General features: G+C 70.1%; 23 protein-coding genes. 9 read left to right on the forward strand and 14 right to left on the reverse strand.

Annotation, left to right across the window (positions count from 1 at the left end; genetic code table 11):
* Nucleotides 1-56: 56 nt before the first annotated feature.
* The 4 genes from ITJ69_RS08240 to ITJ69_RS08255 form a co-directional block, all read right to left on the reverse strand.
* Nucleotides 57-566, reverse strand: coding sequence for a metallophosphoesterase family protein (locus tag ITJ69_RS08240; protein ID WP_131879022.1), 510 nt, complete (start codon nt 564-566; stop codon nt 57-59).
* Nucleotides 563-1,033 (reverse strand): MarR family winged helix-turn-helix transcriptional regulator, encoded by a 471-nt coding sequence (locus tag ITJ69_RS08245; protein ID WP_123939187.1) that lies wholly within the window; start codon nt 1,031-1,033, stop codon nt 563-565. Before ITJ69_RS08245 ends, ITJ69_RS08240 begins: the two co-directional genes overlap by 4 nt.
* 82 nt (nt 1,034-1,115) lie before the next feature.
* A complete protein-coding gene (locus ITJ69_RS08250; protein ID WP_134193478.1) occupies nt 1,116-1,577 on the reverse strand; it encodes a VOC family protein in 462 nt (153 codons plus the stop codon).
* Between the two features lie 22 nt (nt 1,578-1,599).
* On the reverse strand, nt 1,600-1,896 hold the full coding sequence (locus tag ITJ69_RS08255; protein ID WP_111087034.1) for a GNAT family N-acetyltransferase: 297 nt from the start codon (nt 1,894-1,896) through the stop codon (nt 1,600-1,602).
* Between the two features lie 76 nt (nt 1,897-1,972).
* On the opposite strand from ITJ69_RS08255, the gene ITJ69_RS08260 reads away from it, so the two are divergent.
* A complete protein-coding gene (locus ITJ69_RS08260; protein WP_159574185.1) occupies nt 1,973-2,608 on the forward strand; it encodes an NADPH-dependent F420 reductase in 636 nt (211 codons plus the stop codon).
* Nucleotides 2,609-2,735: 127 nt separating this feature from the next.
* Here the strand turns inward: ITJ69_RS08260 and ITJ69_RS08265 are convergent, their stop codons facing one another.
* Complete coding sequence (locus tag ITJ69_RS08265; RefSeq protein ID WP_131846278.1) at nt 2,736-3,704, reverse strand: aldo/keto reductase; 969 nt, start codon at nt 3,702-3,704, stop codon at nt 2,736-2,738.
* 155 nt (nt 3,705-3,859) lie between these two features.
* Between ITJ69_RS08265 and ITJ69_RS08270 the strand changes: the two genes are divergently transcribed.
* A complete protein-coding gene (locus tag ITJ69_RS08270) occupies nt 3,860-4,978 on the forward strand; it encodes a hypothetical protein (RefSeq protein WP_194672512.1) in 1,119 nt (372 codons plus the stop codon).
* Between the two features lie 38 nt (nt 4,979-5,016).
* Here ITJ69_RS08270 and ITJ69_RS08275 read toward each other — a convergent pair whose 3' ends face one another.
* On the reverse strand, nt 5,017-5,874 hold the full coding sequence (locus tag ITJ69_RS08275; RefSeq protein WP_194672513.1) for a LysR substrate-binding domain-containing protein: 858 nt from the start codon (nt 5,872-5,874) through the stop codon (nt 5,017-5,019).
* Nucleotides 5,875-6,022: 148 nt separating this feature from the next.
* On the opposite strand from ITJ69_RS08275, the gene ITJ69_RS08280 reads away from it, so the two are divergent.
* The gene (locus ITJ69_RS08280) at nt 6,023-7,345 is read left to right on the forward strand and encodes an MFS transporter (protein ID WP_123292432.1); all 1,323 of its coding nucleotides are present in this window, start codon (nt 6,023-6,025) and stop codon (nt 7,343-7,345) included.
* Between the two features lie 215 nt (nt 7,346-7,560).
* Here ITJ69_RS08280 and ITJ69_RS08285 read toward each other — a convergent pair whose 3' ends face one another.
* Nucleotides 7,561-8,208, reverse strand: a complete 648-nt coding sequence (locus ITJ69_RS08285; RefSeq protein ID WP_194672514.1) for an NAD(P)-dependent oxidoreductase — start codon at nt 8,206-8,208, stop codon at nt 7,561-7,563.
* A 112-nt stretch (nt 8,209-8,320) separates the two neighbouring features.
* On the opposite strand from ITJ69_RS08285, the gene ITJ69_RS08290 reads away from it, so the two are divergent.
* The gene (locus ITJ69_RS08290; RefSeq protein WP_111086871.1) at nt 8,321-8,683 is read left to right on the forward strand and encodes a winged helix-turn-helix transcriptional regulator; all 363 of its coding nucleotides are present in this window, start codon (nt 8,321-8,323) and stop codon (nt 8,681-8,683) included.
* A gap of 145 nt (nt 8,684-8,828) precedes the next feature.
* Nucleotides 8,829-9,860: an NADPH:quinone reductase gene (locus tag ITJ69_RS08295; protein ID WP_194672515.1), complete on the forward strand. Its 1,032-nt coding sequence runs from the start codon at nt 8,829-8,831 to the stop codon at nt 9,858-9,860.
* Between the two features lie 70 nt (nt 9,861-9,930).
* Here ITJ69_RS08295 and ITJ69_RS08300 read toward each other — a convergent pair whose 3' ends face one another.
* Together ITJ69_RS08300 and ITJ69_RS08305 are read right to left on the reverse strand one after the other, a co-directional pair.
* Entirely contained in the window at nt 9,931-10,116 is a 186-nt protein-coding gene (locus ITJ69_RS08300) for a hypothetical protein (protein WP_123312988.1), read from the reverse strand.
* Nucleotides 10,117-10,157: 41 nt separating this feature from the next.
* Nucleotides 10,158-10,967 (reverse strand): hypothetical protein, encoded by an 810-nt coding sequence (locus ITJ69_RS08305; protein ID WP_159574071.1) that lies wholly within the window; start codon nt 10,965-10,967, stop codon nt 10,158-10,160.
* 113 nt (nt 10,968-11,080) lie between these two features.
* Between ITJ69_RS08305 and ITJ69_RS08310 the strand changes: the two genes are divergently transcribed.
* On the forward strand, nt 11,081-11,977 hold the full coding sequence (locus ITJ69_RS08310; RefSeq protein WP_159574072.1) for a patatin-like phospholipase family protein: 897 nt from the start codon (nt 11,081-11,083) through the stop codon (nt 11,975-11,977).
* Nucleotides 11,974-14,034 (forward strand): alpha/beta fold hydrolase, encoded by a 2,061-nt coding sequence (locus ITJ69_RS08315; protein WP_194672516.1) that lies wholly within the window; start codon nt 11,974-11,976, stop codon nt 14,032-14,034. Before ITJ69_RS08310 ends, ITJ69_RS08315 begins: the two co-directional genes overlap by 4 nt.
* 99 nt (nt 14,035-14,133) lie before the next feature.
* Here the strand turns inward: ITJ69_RS08315 and ITJ69_RS08320 are convergent, their stop codons facing one another.
* A complete protein-coding gene (locus ITJ69_RS08320) occupies nt 14,134-15,327 on the reverse strand; it encodes an acyl-CoA dehydrogenase family protein (protein ID WP_194672517.1) in 1,194 nt (397 codons plus the stop codon).
* 47 nt (nt 15,328-15,374) lie between these two features.
* Here ITJ69_RS08320 and ITJ69_RS08325 point away from each other — a divergent pair, with 47 nt between their 5' ends.
* Complete coding sequence (locus ITJ69_RS08325) at nt 15,375-15,983, forward strand: QsdR family transcriptional regulator (protein ID WP_123292424.1); 609 nt, start codon at nt 15,375-15,377, stop codon at nt 15,981-15,983.
* Complete coding sequence (locus tag ITJ69_RS08330; RefSeq protein ID WP_194672518.1) at nt 15,980-16,423, forward strand: acyl-CoA thioesterase; 444 nt, start codon at nt 15,980-15,982, stop codon at nt 16,421-16,423. The genes ITJ69_RS08325 and ITJ69_RS08330 overlap by 4 nt, the downstream gene beginning before the upstream one ends.
* A 27-nt stretch (nt 16,424-16,450) precedes the next feature.
* Here the strand turns inward: ITJ69_RS08330 and ITJ69_RS08335 are convergent, their stop codons facing one another.
* From ITJ69_RS08335 to ITJ69_RS08350, 4 genes are all read right to left on the reverse strand, one after another.
* A complete protein-coding gene (locus ITJ69_RS08335) occupies nt 16,451-16,600 on the reverse strand; it encodes a hypothetical protein (protein ID WP_194672519.1) in 150 nt (49 codons plus the stop codon).
* Between the two features lie 47 nt (nt 16,601-16,647).
* Complete coding sequence (locus ITJ69_RS08340) at nt 16,648-17,088, reverse strand: VOC family protein (RefSeq protein WP_144750519.1); 441 nt, start codon at nt 17,086-17,088, stop codon at nt 16,648-16,650.
* A gap of 642 nt (nt 17,089-17,730) precedes the next feature.
* On the reverse strand, nt 17,731-18,237 hold the full coding sequence (locus tag ITJ69_RS21080; RefSeq protein ID WP_416354927.1) for a HEPN domain-containing protein: 507 nt from the start codon (nt 18,235-18,237) through the stop codon (nt 17,731-17,733).
* On the reverse strand, nt 18,237-19,370 hold the full coding sequence (locus ITJ69_RS08350) for a DUF262 domain-containing protein (protein ID WP_194672521.1): 1,134 nt from the start codon (nt 19,368-19,370) through the stop codon (nt 18,237-18,239). Before ITJ69_RS08350 ends, ITJ69_RS21080 begins: the two co-directional genes overlap by 1 nt.
* Between the last annotated feature and the right edge of the window lie 89 nt (nt 19,371-19,459).

Raw genomic sequence — 19,459 nt, forward strand, 5'->3', positions numbered from 1 at the left:
ACGGGTTCGTCGACCCGCGAGGTGTCGTCTGGCGCGAAACGTCGGCGCGGGCGACCTCAGCGGGCCGGCGGCGGCAGGCGCACCAACTCGACGGCCAGGTCGGCGCCGGTCACCGTCCCGCGCATCCACGTGAAGTCCGGCTGCCGACGGCGATCGGTCGGCGAGCCGGGGTTGAGCAGCCGCAGCCCGGACGGTGCGACGGTGTCCCACGGGATGTGCGAGTGCCCGAAGACGAGCACGTCGACGTCCGGGTACTCGGCGGCCGCCCGGCGCTCCCGGCCCGTCGCGGCACCGGTCTCGTGGACGAGCGCGAACCGCAGGTCCTCGACCGCGAAGTGCGCGACGAGCGGCAGCCGGTCATCGAACTCGGGGCCGTCGTTGTTGCCGCGCACGCCCTCGAACCGGTGGGATCGGGCCTGCACGGCGTCGAGGGTGGCGAGGTCGACCCAGTCCCCCGCGTGCACCACCAGGTCGGCGGCGTCGACGTCCGCCCAGAGTGCCGCGGGCAGGTCCTTCGCCCGCTTCGGCAGGTGCGTGTCGGAGAGTAGGACGAACGACGTGGTCACGTCGAGGATCGTCCGGGCATCGGCAGTCCGGCCTCGTCCGAGGCGCCGAGCCGTTCGAGCAGTCCGGCGAGCAGGGCGATGTCGTCGTCGGACCAGCCGGCGAGCCGTTCCTCCAGCGCATCCCGGTGCAGCTGCACGGAGCGCTCGAGCGCGGTGCGACCGGCGTCCGTCGCCACGAGGGGCTTCGCGTTGCCGGTGCCGCCGTCGGTCGTCTCGATCAGCTTCGTGGCGAGGAGCCCGGACAGCTGCCGCGAGATCGTCGAGCGGTTCAGGCGCAGGTACCGGGCGATGTCGATGGCCATGCAGCCGGGGTGCTGCACCACGAAGTCGACGAGGGACTGGTCGACGACGCTCAGTGCCTGGTCGGATCCGCGGGCACGGATGCTCGCACGTCGGGTGATCCGGGCCAGCTCGGTGTACGCCCGGCCGATCTCGCTGTTCCGGATCCCGGAGCTCGGGTGGTCCATCGTGGCTCCAGCCTTTCGGTGCCGGCGCCGGCCGGCGGTCTTCTGTGCCGACACCATACCGGTCGGTACGCGAGATTCGGGCTCAGTGACCTGCAGCTGCGGCACGGAGCGCGGGGATGTCGAGCTTCTGCATCGTCATCATCGCCTGGAAGACACGGGCGTTCGCCTCGGGGTCGCCCGACCCGGTCATCAGCTCGCCCATCATCGACGGGGTCACCTGCCACGCGACACCCCAACGGTCGAACAACCAGCCGCACATGCTCGGCTTCCCGCCGTCGGCGAGCAGGGCGTCCCAGATGCGGTCGAGTTCGTCCTGCGTGTCGACGTCGACCTGGAACGAGACGGCATCGGTGTGCGGGTGTCCCGGTCCGCCGTTCATCGCCCGGTACGGCTGCCCGAGCAACGTGAACTCGACGACCAGGGTCGCGCCGTCCGGGGTCTTCGCCACGCTGTCGACCGAACTGCCGGGGAACAGGTCGACGTAGTACCGGGCGGCCTGCTCGGCTTGGTCGTCGTACCAGAGGAAGGGGGTGATGGTGGGCATGGGGCGCTCTTCTCGCGTCGGCTCAGTCCGCGGCACTGCGGATGAGCAGGTCTGACTTCTCGGGGTGCTCGTCGAACCACTTGCCGACGAACCAGCACATCGGCACGACCCGCTTCGTCGAGTTCGTCTCGACGTCGGCGACCGCGTACTCGACGAGTTCGGCCGCGTAGCCGTGCCCGCGGTGCTTCGGCACCGTGTACGTGTGCGGGAACGCGATCGCGTCGCCGTTCTCGCGGTAGTCGAGCACGCTCACGAGCTCGCCGCCGACGTACATCGCGTAGCGGTCCTGGTCGGTCTCGTCGCGGAACTCGTGGTCCATGCCGCCATCATGCTCCGCCCGGGGCGCACGTGCCCCACCGGGAATGCTCGTGGCCGCCGAGCGTTGGATGGACACCATGACAACGATCGGCATCATCGGCGCAGGCAACATCGGATCCCAACTGGCACGGCTCGCGGTGCAGCACGGCCACCAGGTCGTGATCGCGAACTCCCGCGGCCCCGAGACCCTGACCGACCTCGTGGCCGAACTCGGCGACCAGGCCCGTGCGGCCACCCGTGACGAGGCTGCCGCCGCCGGCGAGGTCGTCGTCGTGACGGTGCCGCTCGCGGCCATCGAGACGATCCCGGCGGAGCCGCTCGTCGGCAAGGTCGTCATCGACACGAACAACTACTACTGGGAGCGCGACGGGCACATCGCCGCGCTCGACGACGAGTCGACGACGACGGCCGAGCTGCTGCAGGACCACCTGCCCGGGGCCCGGGTCGTCAAGGCGTTCAACCACATCGGTGCCGCGGACCTGACCGGCCACGCCACCCCGACCGGCACGCCCGAACGCCGTGCCCTCGTGGTCGCGGGCGACGATGCCGAGGCGAAGCAGGTGACCGCGGACCTCATCGACGAGTTCGGCTTCGACGTCGTCGACGCCGGACCCCTCGCCGAGGGCTGGCGCATCCAGCGGGACACCCCCGGCTACGGCCCGCGTCTGACCGCCGACCAGCTGCGCGAAGCACTCTCCGCCGCCACCCGCTGACGCCCCCGAGTCTCGGCCCCGCCGCCGCGAGACTCGCGCTGGGCGACAGTCCTCGGGCCGACAGCCGCGAGAACTGTCGCTCACGCCGAGACTCGGCCCCCGCGGGCGGCGGGCCGCGGCCGCCCGCCTACGCCCGGTCGAAGATCACCGTCATGTCGGCGATGTCGTCCTCGGTCGGCTCCCACGTGGTGCCGGCCTCGACGTTCTGCGTGATCTGCTCCGGCTTCGTCGCCCCCGCGATGACGCTCGACAGCCCCGGCTGCGCGAGCAACCACGCGAACGTCGCCTGCAGCATCGTGACGCCGCGGTGGTCGCAGAACCGCTGGTAGTCGTCGAGCACGTCCCACGGGGCGTCCTCGAGCAACTGCGGCTTCGACGTCGACAGGCGTCCGTCGGCCGGACCCCCGGCCTTCGTGTACTTGCCGGTCAGCAGCCCGTTGTAGAGCGGGAAGAACGGCAGGAACCCGAGGGCGTAGGCGCGGACGGCCGGCAGCACCTCGGCCTCGGCGGCACGGGCGAGCGGGCTGTACTCGTTCTGCGCGGACACGAACGCCGTGGTGCCGGCGATCGACGCGGTCAACTCGGCCTCGGCGATCTGCCAGCCCGCGAAGTTCGAGTGCCCGATGTAGCGGATCTTGCCCTCGCGGACCAGGTCGTCGAGGACCGACAGCGTCTCCTCGATCGGCGTCACGTCGTCGGGACGGTGCATCTGGTACAGGTCGATCCAGTCCGTCCCGAGACGACGCAGCGACGACTCGACGGCCAACCGGACGTACCGCCGCGATCCCCGCACACCCCAGTCCGGCCCGTTCGCGCCCTGCATGTCCATGCCGAACTTCGTCGCGAGCACGATCTCGTCACGCCGCCCAGCGATCGACCGGCCGAGCATCTCCTCGGACATGCCGGGCCGGCCGCCGTAGATGTCGGCCGTGTCGAAGAGCGTGACCCCGGCGTCGAGTGCCGCCCGCACGACGGCGTCGGTGCCCTCCTGCGACTCGGAGGCGGTCCCCGGCCGCCCGAAGTTGTTGCAGCCGAGGCCGACGGTGGAGACGACGAGCCCCGAGGGACCCAGTGGACGGTGTTCGATTCCGGTCATGCCCCGAACGTACCGGCGACCCCGGAACTGGGGCTGCGACATCCGCGACCGTTGCCACTAGAACTGACGATGGATCAGTCGACGAAGGGAGCACCGCAGTGGCGTCGCATCGCATGCAGGATTCGGAACGGCCGCGCCGTCCCGTCCCGTCCTGGGTGACCGCACCGGTCGTCGAATCGGCCGCGTCCGCCGGGCGGGTCGCGTCCGACTCCGCAGCGAGCACCGGCCAGGAGGCCCGTCCCACCCCCGCCACGTCGCGCGCCGCCCACGGTGCGCCGGCTCCCACCGCCGTGCTCGGCTCCGCCCCGCAGCCGACGGCCACGCTCGACCCGACGGCAGCGCCGACGCCGGAGCCTGCGTCCATCGCCACCCTGGTCGAGGACGACGTCACAGTCCCCGACTACCCGCCGCAGCAGGACCTCCTGCCACCGGCCCCGACATCACCGACCGTGCACACCGTGCCGTTCGACACCGCCGCCGTGGCCTCCGCACCGACCCCGGTCTCACCGATCGACGCCGCCCCCCGCACCGCGCCGGCCGCCGCACCGTCGCCCGTGCCCTCCGCCGGACAGCCCCGGTTCTCGGTGCCCGGCCTGGAGCACGTCGTCGTCGAGGGCACCGAGCCCGAACCCGTCGGTCCGATCGGCTTCCGCACGCCCCGCCGCTTCGCCCACCAGCAGGCCGCCGTCACCGCCGTGACCCCGGCACCGACCCCGGCGTCCGCCCACGTGCGCTCCTTCGACGCGGTCCTGCAGGCGCCGGTGTCCGCGGCTGCACCCGCGGCCACGAACGCCACCGTGCCCACGAACGCCACCGTGCCCACGAACGCCACCGTGCCCTCGACCGCACCCGTGGCGGAGGCGACCGCGTCCGCCGGGGCCGAGCCGGGCCTCCCGACCGAACTGCTCGACCAGCCCGTGGCCGCAGCCGCCCAGCCGGAGCCGCGCCGTGCGCTCGGTGCGACGCCCGGGGCGGTCCTGGGCGCCGTGGCGGGCATCGCGACGCTCGGACTCGCGGCCTGGTGGTTCACCGCGCCGGCGACCGTGCACGGTGTCGGTGTCGTGCTCGGACTCCTCGCGCTGGTGGTGTCGCTCGTGACGCTGCGCGACCGTGCGGCGACGTGGCAGCGGCCGGTCGCGCTGCTCGGCGCCGTGCTCGGTGGCGTCGGCACGCTCGTGCTGCTGTGGGCCGTCGCGTCGGCGCTGCTGCCGCTCGCCGGGGTGACGCTGCCCGACCTGACCGGGACCGGGACGACCCCGACCCTCGCGCCGTAGCAGCCTCGGTCTCCGGTTCGGCCCCTCGGCTGGCGCGGTCAGACCGCGCGGACGACCCCGCGCGACAGGATCGCGTTCGTCAGGGCGTCGATCGGCTCACGCTGCACCGTCGGGTTCGCGATGAGGACGTAGTCGACCGCCGGCAGGTCCGGCAACCCGAGCCGCTGCGACACCTTCACCAGGTCCGCCGGGATGAGCGAGTGCGGGAACACCGCCACGCCGATCCCCGCGCGCACCGCCGCCAGCACGCCGTTCACGTCGCGGGTGTTGCAGGTGATCCGCCAGGTGCGGCCCGCGGCCTCGAGGGCGTCGATCGCCATCTGCCGGCTGATGCTCGGCGCCTGGTACGCGATGAGCGGCACGGGCTCGTCGCGTTCGACCGCGATGCCGTCCTGCGCCATCCACACCATCTGGTCGGTCGCGACCCGGGTCCCCTCGGCGGACTCCCCCGCGGTCTGCTTGATGAACACCAGGTCGAGCTGCCCGGCGTGCACCCGGCGCAGGAGCGGTGACGACTGGTTCACCGTCAGCTCGAGGTTCACCTGCGGGTGCAGCCGCCGGAAGTCCCGGAGGATGCGCGGCAACTGCGTAATCGCGAGGTCGTCGGCCGCACCGAACCGGAGGCGCCCACGGGTCGCCGACCCCGAGAAGTAGGCGTCCGCGGTGGCGTGGGCCGCGAGGATCGTCCGGGCGAAGCCGGCCATCGCGTCGCCGTTGTCGGTGAGGGTGACGCCACGGGTGTCGCGGGCGACGAGGGTGCGGGACACCGCGGTCTCGAGCCGCCGGACGTGCTGGGAGACGGTGGGCTGGCTGATGCCGAGGCGGGCACCGGCCTGCGTGAAGCTCTGCGTCTCGGCGACGGCCAGGACGGTCTGCAGCAGGACCGGATCGAGCACGGTGCACCTCGTTCGTTCGCGCGGTCATTCGCGCGGTCATTCGACATCGCAATGGATTGATAGCCACGATAGGGGTGTCGAATGGCCCGTGGCCACGTAGTTTCGTTGGGGTACCAGATCCGCAACGACGTCCGGAGAACCCCTCACCGTGAGTGCGTCATCGACGACCCTCCCCCCGCCCACCGAACCACTCCCGATCCAGGCCACCCGCCCGCCCTGGCGGCACACCCTCATCGCCCTGTCCGTGCCGAACTTCCGGCTGTTCACGGCCACCAACCTCGTCGCGATGACCGCCGGGTGGATGCAGCGCATCGCCCAGGACTGGCTCGTCCTGCAGCTGACCGGCTCGGTCGCGCAGGTCGGCATCACCGTCGCCTGCCAGTTCGCGCCGATGCTGCTGTTCGGGCTGCTCGGCGGCGTGCTCGTCGACCGGTTCTCGAAGCGTGCGCTGATGATGATCACGCAGGGCGCCTTCGCGGTGCTGTCCGCACTGCTCGCCGTGCTGACGCTCGCCGGTGTGGTCGAGGCCTGGCACATCTGGGTGATCGCGTTCCTGGTCGGGATGGTCACCGTCATCGACAACCCGGCCCGCCAGGTGTTCGTCACCGAGATCGTCGGACACCAGCACCTCCGCAACGCGATCAGCGTGAACTCGTCAGTGTTCCAGCTCGGCGGCATGATCGGTCCCGCGCTGTCCGGGGCGCTGCTCGTCGCGGTCGGGGCCGGCTGGTCGTTCGGCGTGAACGCGATCGCCTGCGTCGCCGTCGTCGTGACGCTCGGGTTCCTGAAGGTCTCGGAGCTGCACCGGACGCCCCCGGCGCCCCGCGGCAAGGGGCAGTTGATCGAGGGGCTCCGCTACGCCGTGAACAAGCCGACGATCATCGTGCCGGTGATCCTCGTCGCGTTCTTCTCGGTGTTCGCGCTGACGATGCCCGTGCTGCTGTCGGCCTTCGCGTCACAGGTGTACGACGTCGGCGCCGCCGGGTACGGCGTGTTCAACTCGGCCGTGGCGATCGGTGCGCTCGTCGGCGCGCTGCTCTCCACACGTCGAGCGGTCGTGCGGCTCCGGACCATCGTCGGCGGGGTGTTCTGGACCGGGGTGCTGCTCGTCGTCTCGGGGTCGATCCCCGTGATCGCGCCGTTCACCGTGGCGCTCGTCGCCGTCGGGATGTCGCAGCTGTTGTTCCAGACCGCGTCGAACTCGCTCGTGCAGCTGTCGTCGAACGTGGCGATCCGCGGCCGGGTGATGTCGCTCTACGTGCTCGTGCTGCTCGGCGGCCAGGCGATCGGCGGGCCGCTGATGGGCCAGGTCGTCGACCACTTCGGGGCGCACGTCGGGATGATGGTCGCCGGCGGGGTGCCCGCGGCCGCCGCTGCCGTGATCGCGCTCGTCCTCGCCCGCCGAGGTGGCCTTCACCTCGCGGTGCGCATGCGCCACCACGTGCCGCTGCCGGCCATCGTCGCCCACTGAGCGGGGGGCGGATCGGTTCGGCGGACGGGAGGCCAGTGGCGGCGTCGCCACGGGCCTCCCGTCCGCCGCGCGCCAACGCGTTGCGCCCCGTTGCGGGCGTCGCGCCCCGACACACAGGGGCGCAATGCCTGCAACAGGGCGCGGACGCGGTCCGGGACGGACGGGAGGCACAGGGGCGGCCCCGCCACGCGCCTCCCGTCCGGTGAGCGGTTGCCTCAGTAAGCCACGCCGAAACGGGCCTGGTGGTGCGCCGGGTTCGCGATCTCGTCGACGACGGCCAGGCCGAAGTCGTCGCCGGAGATGTCCGAGTTGCCCTCGGCGTCGGTCAGCAGGACCTCGTCGGTCGTGCGGTAGGTGCCACGACGCTCGCCCGGGTTGTAGCTGCCGTAACCGGCGGCCGGGCTGACGTAGAACCAGTCGACGTCGGTGTCCGAGGCACGGAGCGCGTCGAGGATCTGCGCGTGGCTCTTCGCCTCGCCCTTGAACGCGTCCGGGAACTCGGCCGAGTCGAACAGGCGCGGTCCACCGTCGGCGACGAGCAGCGAACCGGCGCCGCCGACGATGCCGAGGCGCGCACCGGCGTTGGCCGCAGCGTCGACGAAGTGCTGGAACTTATCCTTGAGCTCACTGCCGTCCGACTGGACCGCGTGCAGGGCGACGACGATGACGTCGGCGTCCTTCGTGACCTCGGCCACGAAGTCGGCGTCGAAGGCATCGCCCTGCGCCAGCGTCAGGCCCTCGGCGGCGTCGAGCTTGCTCGTGTCGCGCGCGACGGCGGTGACGGCGATGCCACGGGAGAGGGCTTCGCGGGTGATGGCGGAGCCGGCGTAGCCGGTGCCTCCGAAGACGACGATGCTGGTCATGCTGTTCCTTTCGTGGGGCTGGTGCTGCTCACCGTACAAGAGTTACTCTCTTTGAGTAAGTAGGCACCTCACGGTGCGTAACGGAGCTCGTTCGTCACGGAGGCCAGGCCAGATGTCAGCACTCGAGTACAGCCCCTACGCGGCGGACTGCCCCAGCCGGCAGCTGCTCGACCGCATCGGCGACCGGTGGAGTGTCCTGACGATCGGCACCCTCGCCGACGGGCCGCAACGGTACTCGGCGATCGCGAACCGGGTGCAGGGCGTGTCGCAGAAGATGCTCACGCAGACCCTCCGGGCACTCGAGCGGGACGGGCTCGTCACCCGCACGGTGTTCCCCGAGATCCCGCCGCACGTGGAGTACGAACTCACCGATCGCGGGCGGTCGCTCCGCCGGGTGCTCGAGCCGCTCGAGGCGTGGGCGACGTCCCACATGGACGACGTCGCGGTGTCGCGCGTGGAGTACGACGCGCGCTGACGTGGCGCGCGCGGGGCAGGGGCGGGGGGCGCTTCGTGAGCAGAAATGGTCGGGTCCGCCGAACGCACCCGACCATTTCTGCTCACGAAGTGCCGCCACGCGCACACTCGGAATCCCCGACGGCGGCGAGTGGTTGCCTGGGGGCATGCGATCGATCGTCTACACGAAGCCCGGTGACAGCAGCGTCCTCGAACTCGTCGAGCGGGACGTCCCCGAACCCGGCGCCGGCGAGGTCCGCGTCCGCGTCGTCGTCTCCGGCGTGAACCCGACGGACTGGAAGGCCCGGGCCGGCGGTACCTACGGCGACGGACTGCCCTTCCCCGAGATCACCCCGAACCAGGACGGCGCCGGTGTCGTCGACGCGGTCGGCCCGGGTGTCGAGCACCTCGCCGTCGGTGACCACGTGTGGCTCTTCATGGCCGCCGCCTCGCGCCCGACCGGAACTGCACAGGAGTACACCGTCGTGCCGGAGACCCGAGCGGTCCGCCTGCCCGACGAGACGAGCTTCGACATCGGTGCTTCGCTCGGTGTCCCGGCGATGACCGCGCACCGCGCCCTCACGACGCACGAGGACGGCCCCGCACGACTCGGCCCCGGTGCGCTCGACGGCGTCACGGTGCTCGTCGCCGGTGGTGCCGGAGCGGTGGGGCACGCGGCGATCCAGCTCGCCCGTTGGGCCGGCGCGACGGTGATCACGACGATCAGCTCGGACGACAAGGCCGCACTCGCCACCGCGGCGGGTGCCCACCACGTCGTGAACTACCGGCAGGACGACGCCGCGGCTCGCATCCGCGAGATCGCGCGGGACGGCGTCGACATCGTCGTCGAGGTGTCGATCCCCCAGAACGCCGAGCTGGTCGCCGACGTCCTCGCGAACCACGGCGTCGTGTCGATCTACGCGAACAACGGCGGCGACGAGGCCACGCTGCCGATCCGCCCGAACATGAGCGTGAACGCGCGCTACCAGTTCCTGCTGCTCTACACGATCGGCGACGAGGCCTTGGCCGCAGCAGCCGAGGACGTCACCGAGGCGCTGCACGACGGCGTGCTGCCGGTCGGCGCGGACGCGGGACTGCCGCTCACCCGCTTCGACCTCGCCCGCACCGCGGACGCGCACGACGCCGTCGAGCAGGACACCGTCGGCAAGGTGCTGATCGACGTGCCCCAGGCGCAGTAGCCCCGATGCCCAGACCACGAACGGCTCCCACACCCGTGGGAGCCGTTCGTCGTGGACGATGCGGGAAGGGTCAGCGACCCAGGCGCGCGGCGATGGCTGCGGCGACCCGGATCCGGGCTGCTTCGCGCTCGCGCTCGATGTTGGCGGCGATGACGTCGAGGTCCTCGTAGTCGGCGTCGGTGGTGGTGTCGTTCCAGTTCGGCGATGAGATCCGGGCACGCCCGAACGACGGCGGAGCAGGGTTCACGGTCGTCATGAGGGCATCGTACGTCGAGCGTCCGACAGAGCGTGTGAGCATCACGGGCCTTTCCTTGGATTGCGGTCGCGCTCGGGGAACGAGTAGGTCAACGAGAACGCCACGGCCATGAACGACGCCATCATCGCGATGTTCTTGGCGTCGAGTTCGGTGAAGGCGTCGGGGACCGGGGAGTCGACGGTGAGCATGCCGAACGAGTACTGGTCGGACCGGATCACCACCGAGACGTACGACGAGTAGCGCGGTTCGAAGCCCGGCACGTCCTGGTCCACGTCGACGTCGGCCGAGCGGTCGCCGACGATCCGGGGTGATCCCCCGACCAGCACCCACTCGAGGTTGCGGTCGCCGTAGGGCGTGCCCGCGCGGAAGACCCCGGCGGTGTCGCCGGCACCCCCGTGACCGATCGGCTCGAGCGCACGCAGATCGGTGGACAGCTGGTACACGTTTGCCCGGACGTCGGGCACCTTCGGCAGCAGGTAGAACGCCAGGGCCACGGCGACCCGGTCGGCGACGACGGAGAGTTCGCCGTGGCGCTCGGAACGGGGCAGTTCGGTGAACCGGACGAGCCGGGTGGCGATCTGGCCGAACGCGTACCGGACCGCCGTCGACTGTTCGAGTCCGGCCCCGGTCGCGTTCTCCTCGGCCACCGCCCGCGCAGCGTCGCTGCGTCGGGTCCGGACCACCTGCACCGCCACGGCACCGGCCAGCACGACGAGCCCGAACACGACGAGCGACAGTCGCACAGCCGGGGTGACGAACAGGTTCGGCAGCTGGAACGCCGCAGTGGGCGCGGCCGCCACCACGATCGGCCACCCGACCGTGCCGACCCGTCCTGAACGCTGTTGCCCCATGACCACGACGCTAGGTCACGCCACCGACGCAGACGGAGTTGTCCACAGGTCGGTTCTCCACAGGATCCGTCGGGCTCCACCGGCCCGTCGCACGCAGCTGGTAAGCAAGACCCATGACCGATGCCAGCACGCCCGTTCCCGGATCCAGAGCCCTCGTCCTGGGGGGCGGAGGTGTCGCCGGCATCGCCTGGGAGGTCGGCGTCCTCACCGCCCTGCAGGACGCCGGCGTCGACCTCGATGCCGCAGACCTGGTCGTCGGCACGAGCGCCGGCAGCGTCGTCGGCGCCTTCGTCCGGAACGGCGCGGTGCAGCAGGCGTACGACCAGCAGCACACCCCCGCGCCGACGACCTACGTCGAGCCGCCGGCCATCGACACCGACGCCGTCCAGCAGCGGATCGGTGCCGCGCTCGAGGGGGCGACCGGCGAGCAGGACGCGCGCGCCCGCCTCGGCCTCGCCGCCCAGCAGGTCACCGACGGACAGTCCGATGACGAGCGCGTGGCGACCTTCACCGAGACCCTGCCGTCCACCGACTGGCCGGCGAAGCCGCTCGCGATCACCGCGGTCGACGCCACCGACGGCACGTTCCGACTACTGACCGCGGCCGACGGCGTCCCGCTCTCCCGTGCGGTCGCCGCGAGCTGCTCCGTGCCCTTCGTGTGGTCACCCGTCGGCATCGAGGGCCGACCGTACGTCGACGGCGGGGTCCGCTCCGGCACGAACGCCGACGCCGCCGCCGGACACGAGCGTGTCCTCGTCATCGCCTGCGGTCCCGAGGGTCCGTCGCCGGTCGGCCCGTGGCTCGACGTCGCGGTCGAGTCGCTCCGCGCCGGCGGCAGCTCGGTCGAGGTCGTCGTGGCGGACAGCACCGCGCAGGAAGCCTTCGGCACGAACTCGCTCTCGCTGGCCACCCAGGCGCCCTCGGCCGAAGCCGGCCGCGCCCAGGGCACTGCGGTCGCCGAGCAGATCGCCGCCTTCTGGGCCGATGACCTGGTGAGCGTGGTCGCATGACGACGCCGTTCTCCGACCTCGACCAGTACATCGCGCTCCCCCGGGTCGACGGGATCGCGATCAGCCCCGACGGTGAGCGCGTCGCCCTGACGGTCAGTGTGCTCGACCCGGACGGCACCGGGTACCGGCGCTCGATCTGGCAGGTGCCCGCGACCCCGACCGTCGACGCGGACGGACCCACCGCACGCCCGGTCCGCCTCACCCGTTCCGCCAAGGGCGAGGGCGGCATCTCCTTCACCCGCAGCGGCGACCTGCTCTTCGTCTCGGCCCGCCCCGACGCCGATGCCACCGACGTCGAGGCCGCGCAACTCTGGGTCCTCCCGGCGGCCGGTGGTGAAGCGCGCCCCCTGACGCGGCTCACCGGCGGGGTCGGCGGCGTCCTGGCGACCGCTGCGGCCGCCAACACCGTCGCGCTCACCGCCGACCTGCTGCCCGGCGCCGGTACCGACCCGGCCACCGTGGTCGACGCCGACGCCCAGCTCCGGAAGGCCCGCACGGACAAGAAGGTCCGCGCGATCCTGCACGAGACGTACCCGGTCCGGTACTGGGACCACGACCTCGGTCCCGACCAGACCCACATCCTCACGCTCGACCTGGCCGAAGGCCAGACCGAAGACCACGCCGAGGACGCAACCGCGCTCCCCCGCCTCACCGACCGCACGCCGGCTCCCGGCCGGTCGCTGGACCACGTCGCCGGGGCACTCACGCCCGACGGTTCCGTCCTGTTGGCAGCCGTGGGCGTCCGGGAGGCCCGTGGGGACCGTTCGACGCTCGTCACGATCGACTGCACCAGCGGCCACCGCACGGTGCTGTTCGACGACGCCGACGTCGACCACGAGATGCCCACCCTGAGCCACGACGGTCGCACGATCGCCTGGGTCCGGACGGTGCGCTCCACCCCCGCCGGTGCGAACCAGCAAGAGGTCTGGACCGCCGGCATCGACGGGTCGGACCCGCGCCGCATCGCGACCGACTGGGACCGCTGGCCGAGCGAGCTCGTGTTCGAGCACGGCGACCGGGCACTGCTCGCCGTGGCCGACCAGGACGGCCGGGCGCCCGTGTTCCGCATCCCGCTCGACGGCGCAGCCGTCGAACAGCTGACCCACGACGACTGGGCGTACTCGAGCCTGCGCGTGGCGGAGGCGACGGGCGCGGTCGTGGCGCTCCGGGCCTCCTGGGCGGCACCACTGCACCCCGTGCGGATCGCGACGGACGGCGAGGTGACCCCGCTCGCGACGCCTGCGCCCCTGCCCGAGGTCCCCGCGCACCTGGAAGAGGTCGAGACGACCGCGGCCGACGGCGCGCGCGTGCGCGGCTGGCTGGTCGTGCCGGAGGGTGACGGGCCGCACCCGCTGCTGCTCTGGATCCACGGCGGACCGCTCAACTCGTGGAACCAGTGGTCGTGGCGGTGGAACCCGATGCTCCTGGCGGCGCGCGGGTACGCCGTGCTGCTGCCGGACCCGGCACTGTCGACCGGCTACGGGCTCGACTTCGTGAACCGTGGGTGGAACGCGTGGGGGCAGGCGCCGTACACCGACCTGCTGGCGATCACGGACGTGGTCGAGGCCCGAGCGGACATCGACGAGACCCGCACGGCGGCGATGGGCGGCTCGTTCGGCGGCTACATGGCGAACTGGGTCGCCGGGCACACCGACCGCTTCCGCGCGATCGTCACGCACGCGAGCTTGTGGGCGCTCGACCAGTTCAACGGCACCACGGACGCGTCGCAGTACTGGTCGTCGATCTTCGACGCCGCCGGCATCGAGGCCAACGACCCGCACCGCTTCGTGGCCGACATCACGTCACCGATGCTCGTGGTCCACGGCGACAAGGACTACCGGGTGCCGATCGGCGAGGGGCTGCGACTGTGGTCCGAGCTCGCCGAGCACCACGCGGCCGACGACGGCACGATGCCGCACCGGTTCCTGTACTTCCCGGACGAGAACCACTGGGTGCTCTCGCCGCAGCACGCCGTGGTCTGGTACGAGACGGTGTTCGCGTTCCTCGGGCAGCACGTGCTCGGCCAGGAGTGGGAGCGGCCGGAGCTGCTCGGGTAGCGCGGGCGTGGCGGTCGACCCGGAACGACACGATCGACGTCGCACGACATCGAGAACGTCGTTCCGGGTCGGATCCACCCGACCGACCCGAGCCCCGCGCTACACGAACGCGGCCTGCCCGGTGATCGCCCGACCGACGATGAGCGTGTTCACCTCGCGCGTGCCCTCGTACGAGTAGATCGCTTCGGCGTCCGCGAAGAACCGGGCGACACCCTTGTCGAGCACGATGCCGTTGCCGCCCTGCACCTCGCGGCACCAGCCGACGGTCTCGCGCATCTTCGCGGTCGCGAACGCCTTCGCCAGGGCGGAGTGCTCGTCGCCCCCGACACCGGCGTCCTGCATGGCCGAGGCCTGCGTGCAGAGCGCGATCGAGGCCGTGATGTTCGACAGCGACTTCACGAGCAGGTCCTGCACGAGCTGGTGCGCGGCGATGGGCTTACCGAACTGGATCCGCTCGCGGGCGTACGCGAGCGCCGCGTCGTAGGCGCCGACCGCGATGCCGACGGCCTGCCAGGCCACCTCGGTGCGGGTCAGACGGAGCACCTCCGCCGTCGACCGGAACGAGTCGGCGCGCTGGAGCCGACGCGATTCCGGCACACGCACCCCCTGCATGACGATGTCGGCGTTCTGCACCCCCCGCAGCGCGATCTTGTCCTCGATCTTCGTGGCGGTGAAGCCGGGGGTGTCCGTGGTGACCAGGAAGCCCTTCACCTGCTCGTCGGCGACGTCCTTCGCCCAGATGACCACGACGTCGGCGAAGGTGGCGTTGCCGATCCAGCGCTTCTCACCGTCGAGCACCCAGGTGTCGCCTTCGCGGCGGGCGGTGGTGCGCAGGCCACGGGCGGAGTCGCTGCCGGACAGCGGTTCGGTCAGGCCGAACGCCCCGATGAGCTCGCCGGCCGCCATGCGCGGCAGCCACTCGCGCTGCTGTTCCTCACTGCCGGCGACGGCGATCGAGTTCATCGCCAGACCCGACTGCACGCCGATGAACGTCGCGACGCTGGCGTCGACGCGTCCGAGCTCGAGCGCCGCCCACCCGCGGTACACGGCCGAGTTCTCGAACTGGCGCACGAGCGGGATCCCCGGCCCGTACATCCCGAGCTCGGCGAGCGGGGCGATCACCTGCATCGGGAACTCGGCGCGTGCCCAGTACCCGTCGGCGATGGGCGCGACATCGCGCTCGAGGTACTCGCGGAGTCGCCCGATCGACGCGCGCTCCGGCTCGGTCAGCTGCTGTTGGAAGCCGTAGAAGTCCGATTCGAGGAGGCCCGTCGTGGGCGTCAGCGTTGACATGGAACCAACGATGCATCATTCTCGAAAACGTTGCAAGGGAGGACCGCGTGTACACATCGGATTCTGCGCTGCGCGCCTTCCGGGAGGCTCGCCACACGTTCATCGACGGCTCACGGATCGACATGGGCGCGTTGGCTGCCGCACTCGGCGTGGACCGTACGTCGCTGTTCCGGTGGGTGGGCAACCGTGACCGGTTGCTGTCCGAGATCCTGTGGTCCCTCGCAGTCCCGACGCTCGACCGGGCGTCCCGCGCTGCCGACACGATCGGGTCGTCCGGAGCGGCGCGCATCGTCGACGTGCTCGACCGGTTCACCGCCGACCTCATCGAGGCCACCTACTTCCGCGCGTTCCTGACCCGCGAACCCGCGCGGGCGATGCGCCTGCTGACCACCTCGGAGAGCGACGTCCAGAGCCGGTTCGTCGAGCGGGTCACCGCGCTCGTGGTCGAGGAGCAGTCGTCCGGCGAGTTCGATCCGGCCCCGCTGTCCGCCGAGGAGCTCGCCCGGCTGCTCGTCCGGATCTCAGAGTCGTTCACCTACGCTGAGTTCATCTCCGGTGAGGCCCCCGACCCCGTCCGGGCACGCGCCGCGTTCGAGTACGTGCTGCGCCCCGCCGCCGATCACGCCACACCCGCACCTCCGATCGGAGACCGATGACCATCGACGAGTACCCGTTCCGCCGCCTCTACCCCACACGGTGGAACGACAACGACATGTTCGGGCACGTCAACAACACGATCTACTACTCGGCGATGGACAACGCGTCGACGTACTGGTTCCGCGAGGAAGCGGGCCTGGACCCGTTCACGTCGGAGTGGATCGCGGTCTTGGTGTCGTCGAGCTGCCGGTTCGTCGAGTCCGCCGTCTGGCCGGACGTCATCGAGGTCGGGATGCGGTCCAAGCACCTCGGCAACACCAGCCTGTCGTGGGAGTTCGGCCTGTTCCGTCAGTCCGACGGCGCCCTGCTCGCCACCGGTGAGTTCGTGCACGTCATCGTCGACCGCGAGGGTGCCCGCCGACCGATCCCCCTGCCGGAGTCGCTGCGCGCGCTCGTGAACGGCACGATGGTCGCCCAGGAGCCCGCCGTCGCCGACTGACCCCGCGCGGCCGGTACCGAGAACAGTTCAGGGGCGGTAGTCGTCGCGATGCGGCTGGTTCAGCCGCACAGCGAGGTCGTCGCCCGCGGGCCTCGCGCCGTTCAGGGTCCCGAGCACCTTCGCGACGGTCGACAACACGAAGCCGATCCCCCGGCCCACGGCTTGCACGAAGCGCATGACGTCCCCTCTCGTCGCTTCATGCTAGCCCGCGGCCCGAGGACCGCTCAGGACTTGAGGGCAGCGAGCTCGAGGTTGATGTCGTCCGGGTCCTGCACGGACAGGATCACCATGCCGGCGTCGCCGAGGTCGGTCACCTCGCCGTGCTCGACCCCTGCGGCGTCGAGGCGTGCAGCCGCCTGGTGCAGCTCGTCGACCGACCCCACGACGAAGCTCACGTGGTCGAGCCCGACGGTGTCCGGGTTGAACGTCTGCCCCGCCGGAGCGACCGGGCGGAGACCGAAGACCTGATCGCCGAGCCGGAACACGGAGCCGCCGTAGAAGCGCTCGCGGTCCTCGCGCACGCCGGGTTCGTCGACCTGGTCGCTGAAGTCGATCGCCGGGTCGGTGCCGAGCAGCTGCTGGTAGAACGCCTTGCTGCGGTGGATGTCGGTCACGGTGACGCGGACGTGGGCGAGGGCTGTCGGGCGTGCGAACGGTTCGGTCATGGTGGAGCTCCTCCGGGTTCGACCCGACGCAGGGCCGTCGGGTGCGCGCCGTGGTTGCGACGCGCACCCGAGGCAACGCTGTGCCCCTCCGAAGTACCCGACACCATGCGGCGACCGGACAGCGGCACTGGGCCCGAACGCCAGCGCCGCGGTCCGGTCAGATGAGGTCGTCGGTCAGGTGGTTCGGCGTCCCGAACCGGTCACATTGAGCTCCCGGCGACAACGGCGGCGATGATCCATTCGAGCATCAGCGTCAGAACAGCAAGTAGGAGAGGCGATTGGAGCGCTCGGCCCGCGCGCCTCGCAGTCACAAGTGTCCAGATCACGACCGCAACCAGTGCCGCAAGGAGCAGCGCCCAGGTCACCCACCAGGCTCCGCCGTACGCCAGCGCGAGCGCGAGCGCGAGCGCGAGCCATCCACCCTGCGCCGGGAGAAGCAGCGCAGCGCCGACACGGTCCGCGACGCTGACTTGCTGCTGCGCCGGTTCAGTCGGTCTCGTCCCTCGACCCGCTCACCCAACCTGTCCAGGAAAGCCGACTATCGGCTCTGGGCGACCGGCAGCGAGAGGGGCTGGAACCGCTGGCCAACCTAGATCAGTCCATCGGTTAGGTGATTCGCAGTGCCGGAACGGACCCATTGATCTAGGCGGCGTTGGGGCTCAACGTGGAGCAGAACCAGGCGCTTACATCGAGCGCGAGCCGAGCAAGATCCAGTGCCTTCCGGACACCTAGCCCCTCGTTCTGGCCATGCGAGATACTGTTCCTTCGATCGACAAGAAGGCCCAGTTCGCGTCGACGCCTGTTGTCATCCTCATCTAGGTACTCCACGAAGCTCGTACTCCAAGAGGGGTTGATCCTACGCAGCCGCTCCGTGAGATCATCCGGCCTTGGGTTTCGTCCTTTGAAGAGCCCCGCACGCACATGCGAAGCAATGAAAGGGTGGGCCTTCTCGTCGGCGTAATGAGCCAAGCACTCATCGAACGTTAGCTCGATGTGGCCGCACGCTCGCACTGTCAAGAATCGCGCCAGTGCAGAACTCACGTCGTCGCCGACATCACTCGCCAGACCATCGACCGTCGCCATCAGCGCGGTCAGTCTTCCGTCGCTCAACTGCACCTCATGCGGCGGCCAAGCTCCCTGCCAAACCATCAGACCTGCGCAAAGGCGCTCGCCGACCCGCGAAGTCGAGCGGCAACGGCTTCCTCGCGGGAGGTTCCGCTCGTCATGACCCCGTCGAGGTCCGGGTTGTTTCGAAGCAGGTCGACAGCAGAGGCTACTTGCTTATTCGTGAGCGGCCGCTGCTTCAGCTCTTTCATAATCCCAACGAAGACAGCCTCCGTCTGAGCGACATTGATCTGGCGCGACTTCCGCTTCGTGACCTCGGACCCTGGGCCATGGGCAATGAGCTCCGCTGCCTTGGTGAACAAAGTAGCAGCCTCAGCAATCTTCGCTGACTCAGCGTTTCGATTCTCAGCCGCGAACTGATTCAGGAATCGCTTCAGAGGTCGCATGTATCGCAACTCATCGCAGTACAGGGCAATTATGCGCATAACTAGCTCCTGATCACGCAAGCGCGGAGAGGGTTCGCCGTAAACTGCCCTCCAGTTCTTGTCCTGATTCAATTGATGCATCAGGTCAATGAGCGGCCCTGCATAAAGAGCAACTCGAATCTCGTGCGATGTGAGCTGCGTGCCACCCGAATTGAGACGTTCGAAGATTTGGTAGACCGCCTCTTGTGACTCCGCAGAACCGTCGGTCCCCACAATCGTTGCCTGGATGTAAGTATTGTCGATCGCGCGCCGCTGACTATCACTTAGGGTGGTGTAGGACAGCCCACGAAATTCATTTGCAACGTTTGCGAGGACGAAAGGACGGTCACGGTGTTGGCCGTCATAGAAGCGCTGAAGCGTTCGAAGGCGCTGTTGGCCGTCCAGAATCAGATACCGATTGTCGGGCTGCTTGATCAGCAGAATGCTGGGAATGGGGTAACCGAGAAGCAACGATTCAATGAACCGGTCCATCTGTGGTTTCGACCATACGAAGTTCCGCTGAAACCCGGCAGATTCGATTCGCTCGTCAGCATGACCAAACTGCGGCACAAGCATGTCCCCGCGCTTCAGACGTCGCACCAGGCCTTCGACGTCGAAGTCTTGTCCTGAGTACGCAACTTTGAACGCATCAGCACTCGCTTCTTCCAGTTCGGCAAAGTCGAGATCGTCGAGCTCATCCGAGTCTCCAACCTCGCCGGGAAGGTCAACCGTCTCAGGCTCAGGAACTGTCATGAGCGCGATCCTACCTAGGACGTGTTGCTAAAGGTTGAGAGCGAGCCGGCAGATGCGTTCGCAGAGGTCTTCGTAACTGATGCCGCTTG

The organism is Curtobacterium sp. VKM Ac-2887, from assembly GCF_015350935.1.
GTDB lineage: Bacteria > Actinomycetota > Actinomycetes > Actinomycetales > Microbacteriaceae > Curtobacterium.

Excerpts from the sequence above, each read along its gene's own strand:
- ITJ69_RS08340 (WP_144750519.1), bottom strand. The coding sequence starts at position 17,088 with ATGACCGAACCGTTCGCACGCCCGACAGCCCTCGCCCACGTCCGCGTC.
- ITJ69_RS21080 (WP_416354927.1), bottom strand. The coding sequence starts at position 18,237 with ATGGTTTGGCAGGGAGCTTGGCCGCCGCATGAGGTGCAGTTGAGCGAC.
- ITJ69_RS08245 (WP_123939187.1), bottom strand. The coding sequence starts at position 1,033 with ATGGACCACCCGAGCTCCGGGATCCGGAACAGCGAGATCGGCCGGGCG.
- ITJ69_RS08305 (WP_159574071.1), bottom strand. The coding sequence starts at position 10,967 with ATGGGGCAACAGCGTTCAGGACGGGTCGGCACGGTCGGGTGGCCGATC.
- ITJ69_RS08335 (WP_194672519.1), bottom strand. The coding sequence starts at position 16,600 with ATGCGCTTCGTGCAAGCCGTGGGCCGGGGGATCGGCTTCGTGTTGTCG.
- ITJ69_RS08320 (WP_194672517.1), bottom strand. The coding sequence starts at position 15,327 with ATGTCAACGCTGACGCCCACGACGGGCCTCCTCGAATCGGACTTCTAC.
- ITJ69_RS08260 (WP_159574185.1), top strand. The coding sequence starts at position 1,973 with ATGACAACGATCGGCATCATCGGCGCAGGCAACATCGGATCCCAACTG.
- ITJ69_RS08290 (WP_111086871.1), top strand. The coding sequence starts at position 8,321 with ATGTCAGCACTCGAGTACAGCCCCTACGCGGCGGACTGCCCCAGCCGG.
- ITJ69_RS08310 (WP_159574072.1), top strand. The coding sequence starts at position 11,081 with ATGACCGATGCCAGCACGCCCGTTCCCGGATCCAGAGCCCTCGTCCTG.
- ITJ69_RS08255 (WP_111087034.1), bottom strand. The coding sequence starts at position 1,896 with ATGGACCACGAGTTCCGCGACGAGACCGACCAGGACCGCTACGCGATG.
- ITJ69_RS08315 (WP_194672516.1), top strand. The coding sequence starts at position 11,974 with ATGACGACGCCGTTCTCCGACCTCGACCAGTACATCGCGCTCCCCCGG.
- ITJ69_RS08285 (WP_194672514.1), bottom strand. The coding sequence starts at position 8,208 with ATGACCAGCATCGTCGTCTTCGGAGGCACCGGCTACGCCGGCTCCGCC.
- ITJ69_RS08250 (WP_134193478.1), bottom strand. The coding sequence starts at position 1,577 with ATGCCCACCATCACCCCCTTCCTCTGGTACGACGACCAAGCCGAGCAG.
- ITJ69_RS08300 (WP_123312988.1), bottom strand. The coding sequence starts at position 10,116 with ATGACGACCGTGAACCCTGCTCCGCCGTCGTTCGGGCGTGCCCGGATC.
- ITJ69_RS08330 (WP_194672518.1), top strand. The coding sequence starts at position 15,980 with ATGACCATCGACGAGTACCCGTTCCGCCGCCTCTACCCCACACGGTGG.
- ITJ69_RS08295 (WP_194672515.1), top strand. The coding sequence starts at position 8,829 with ATGCGATCGATCGTCTACACGAAGCCCGGTGACAGCAGCGTCCTCGAA.
- ITJ69_RS08350 (WP_194672521.1), bottom strand. The coding sequence starts at position 19,370 with ATGACAGTTCCTGAGCCTGAGACGGTTGACCTTCCCGGCGAGGTTGGA.
- ITJ69_RS08265 (WP_131846278.1), bottom strand. The coding sequence starts at position 3,704 with ATGACCGGAATCGAACACCGTCCACTGGGTCCCTCGGGGCTCGTCGTC.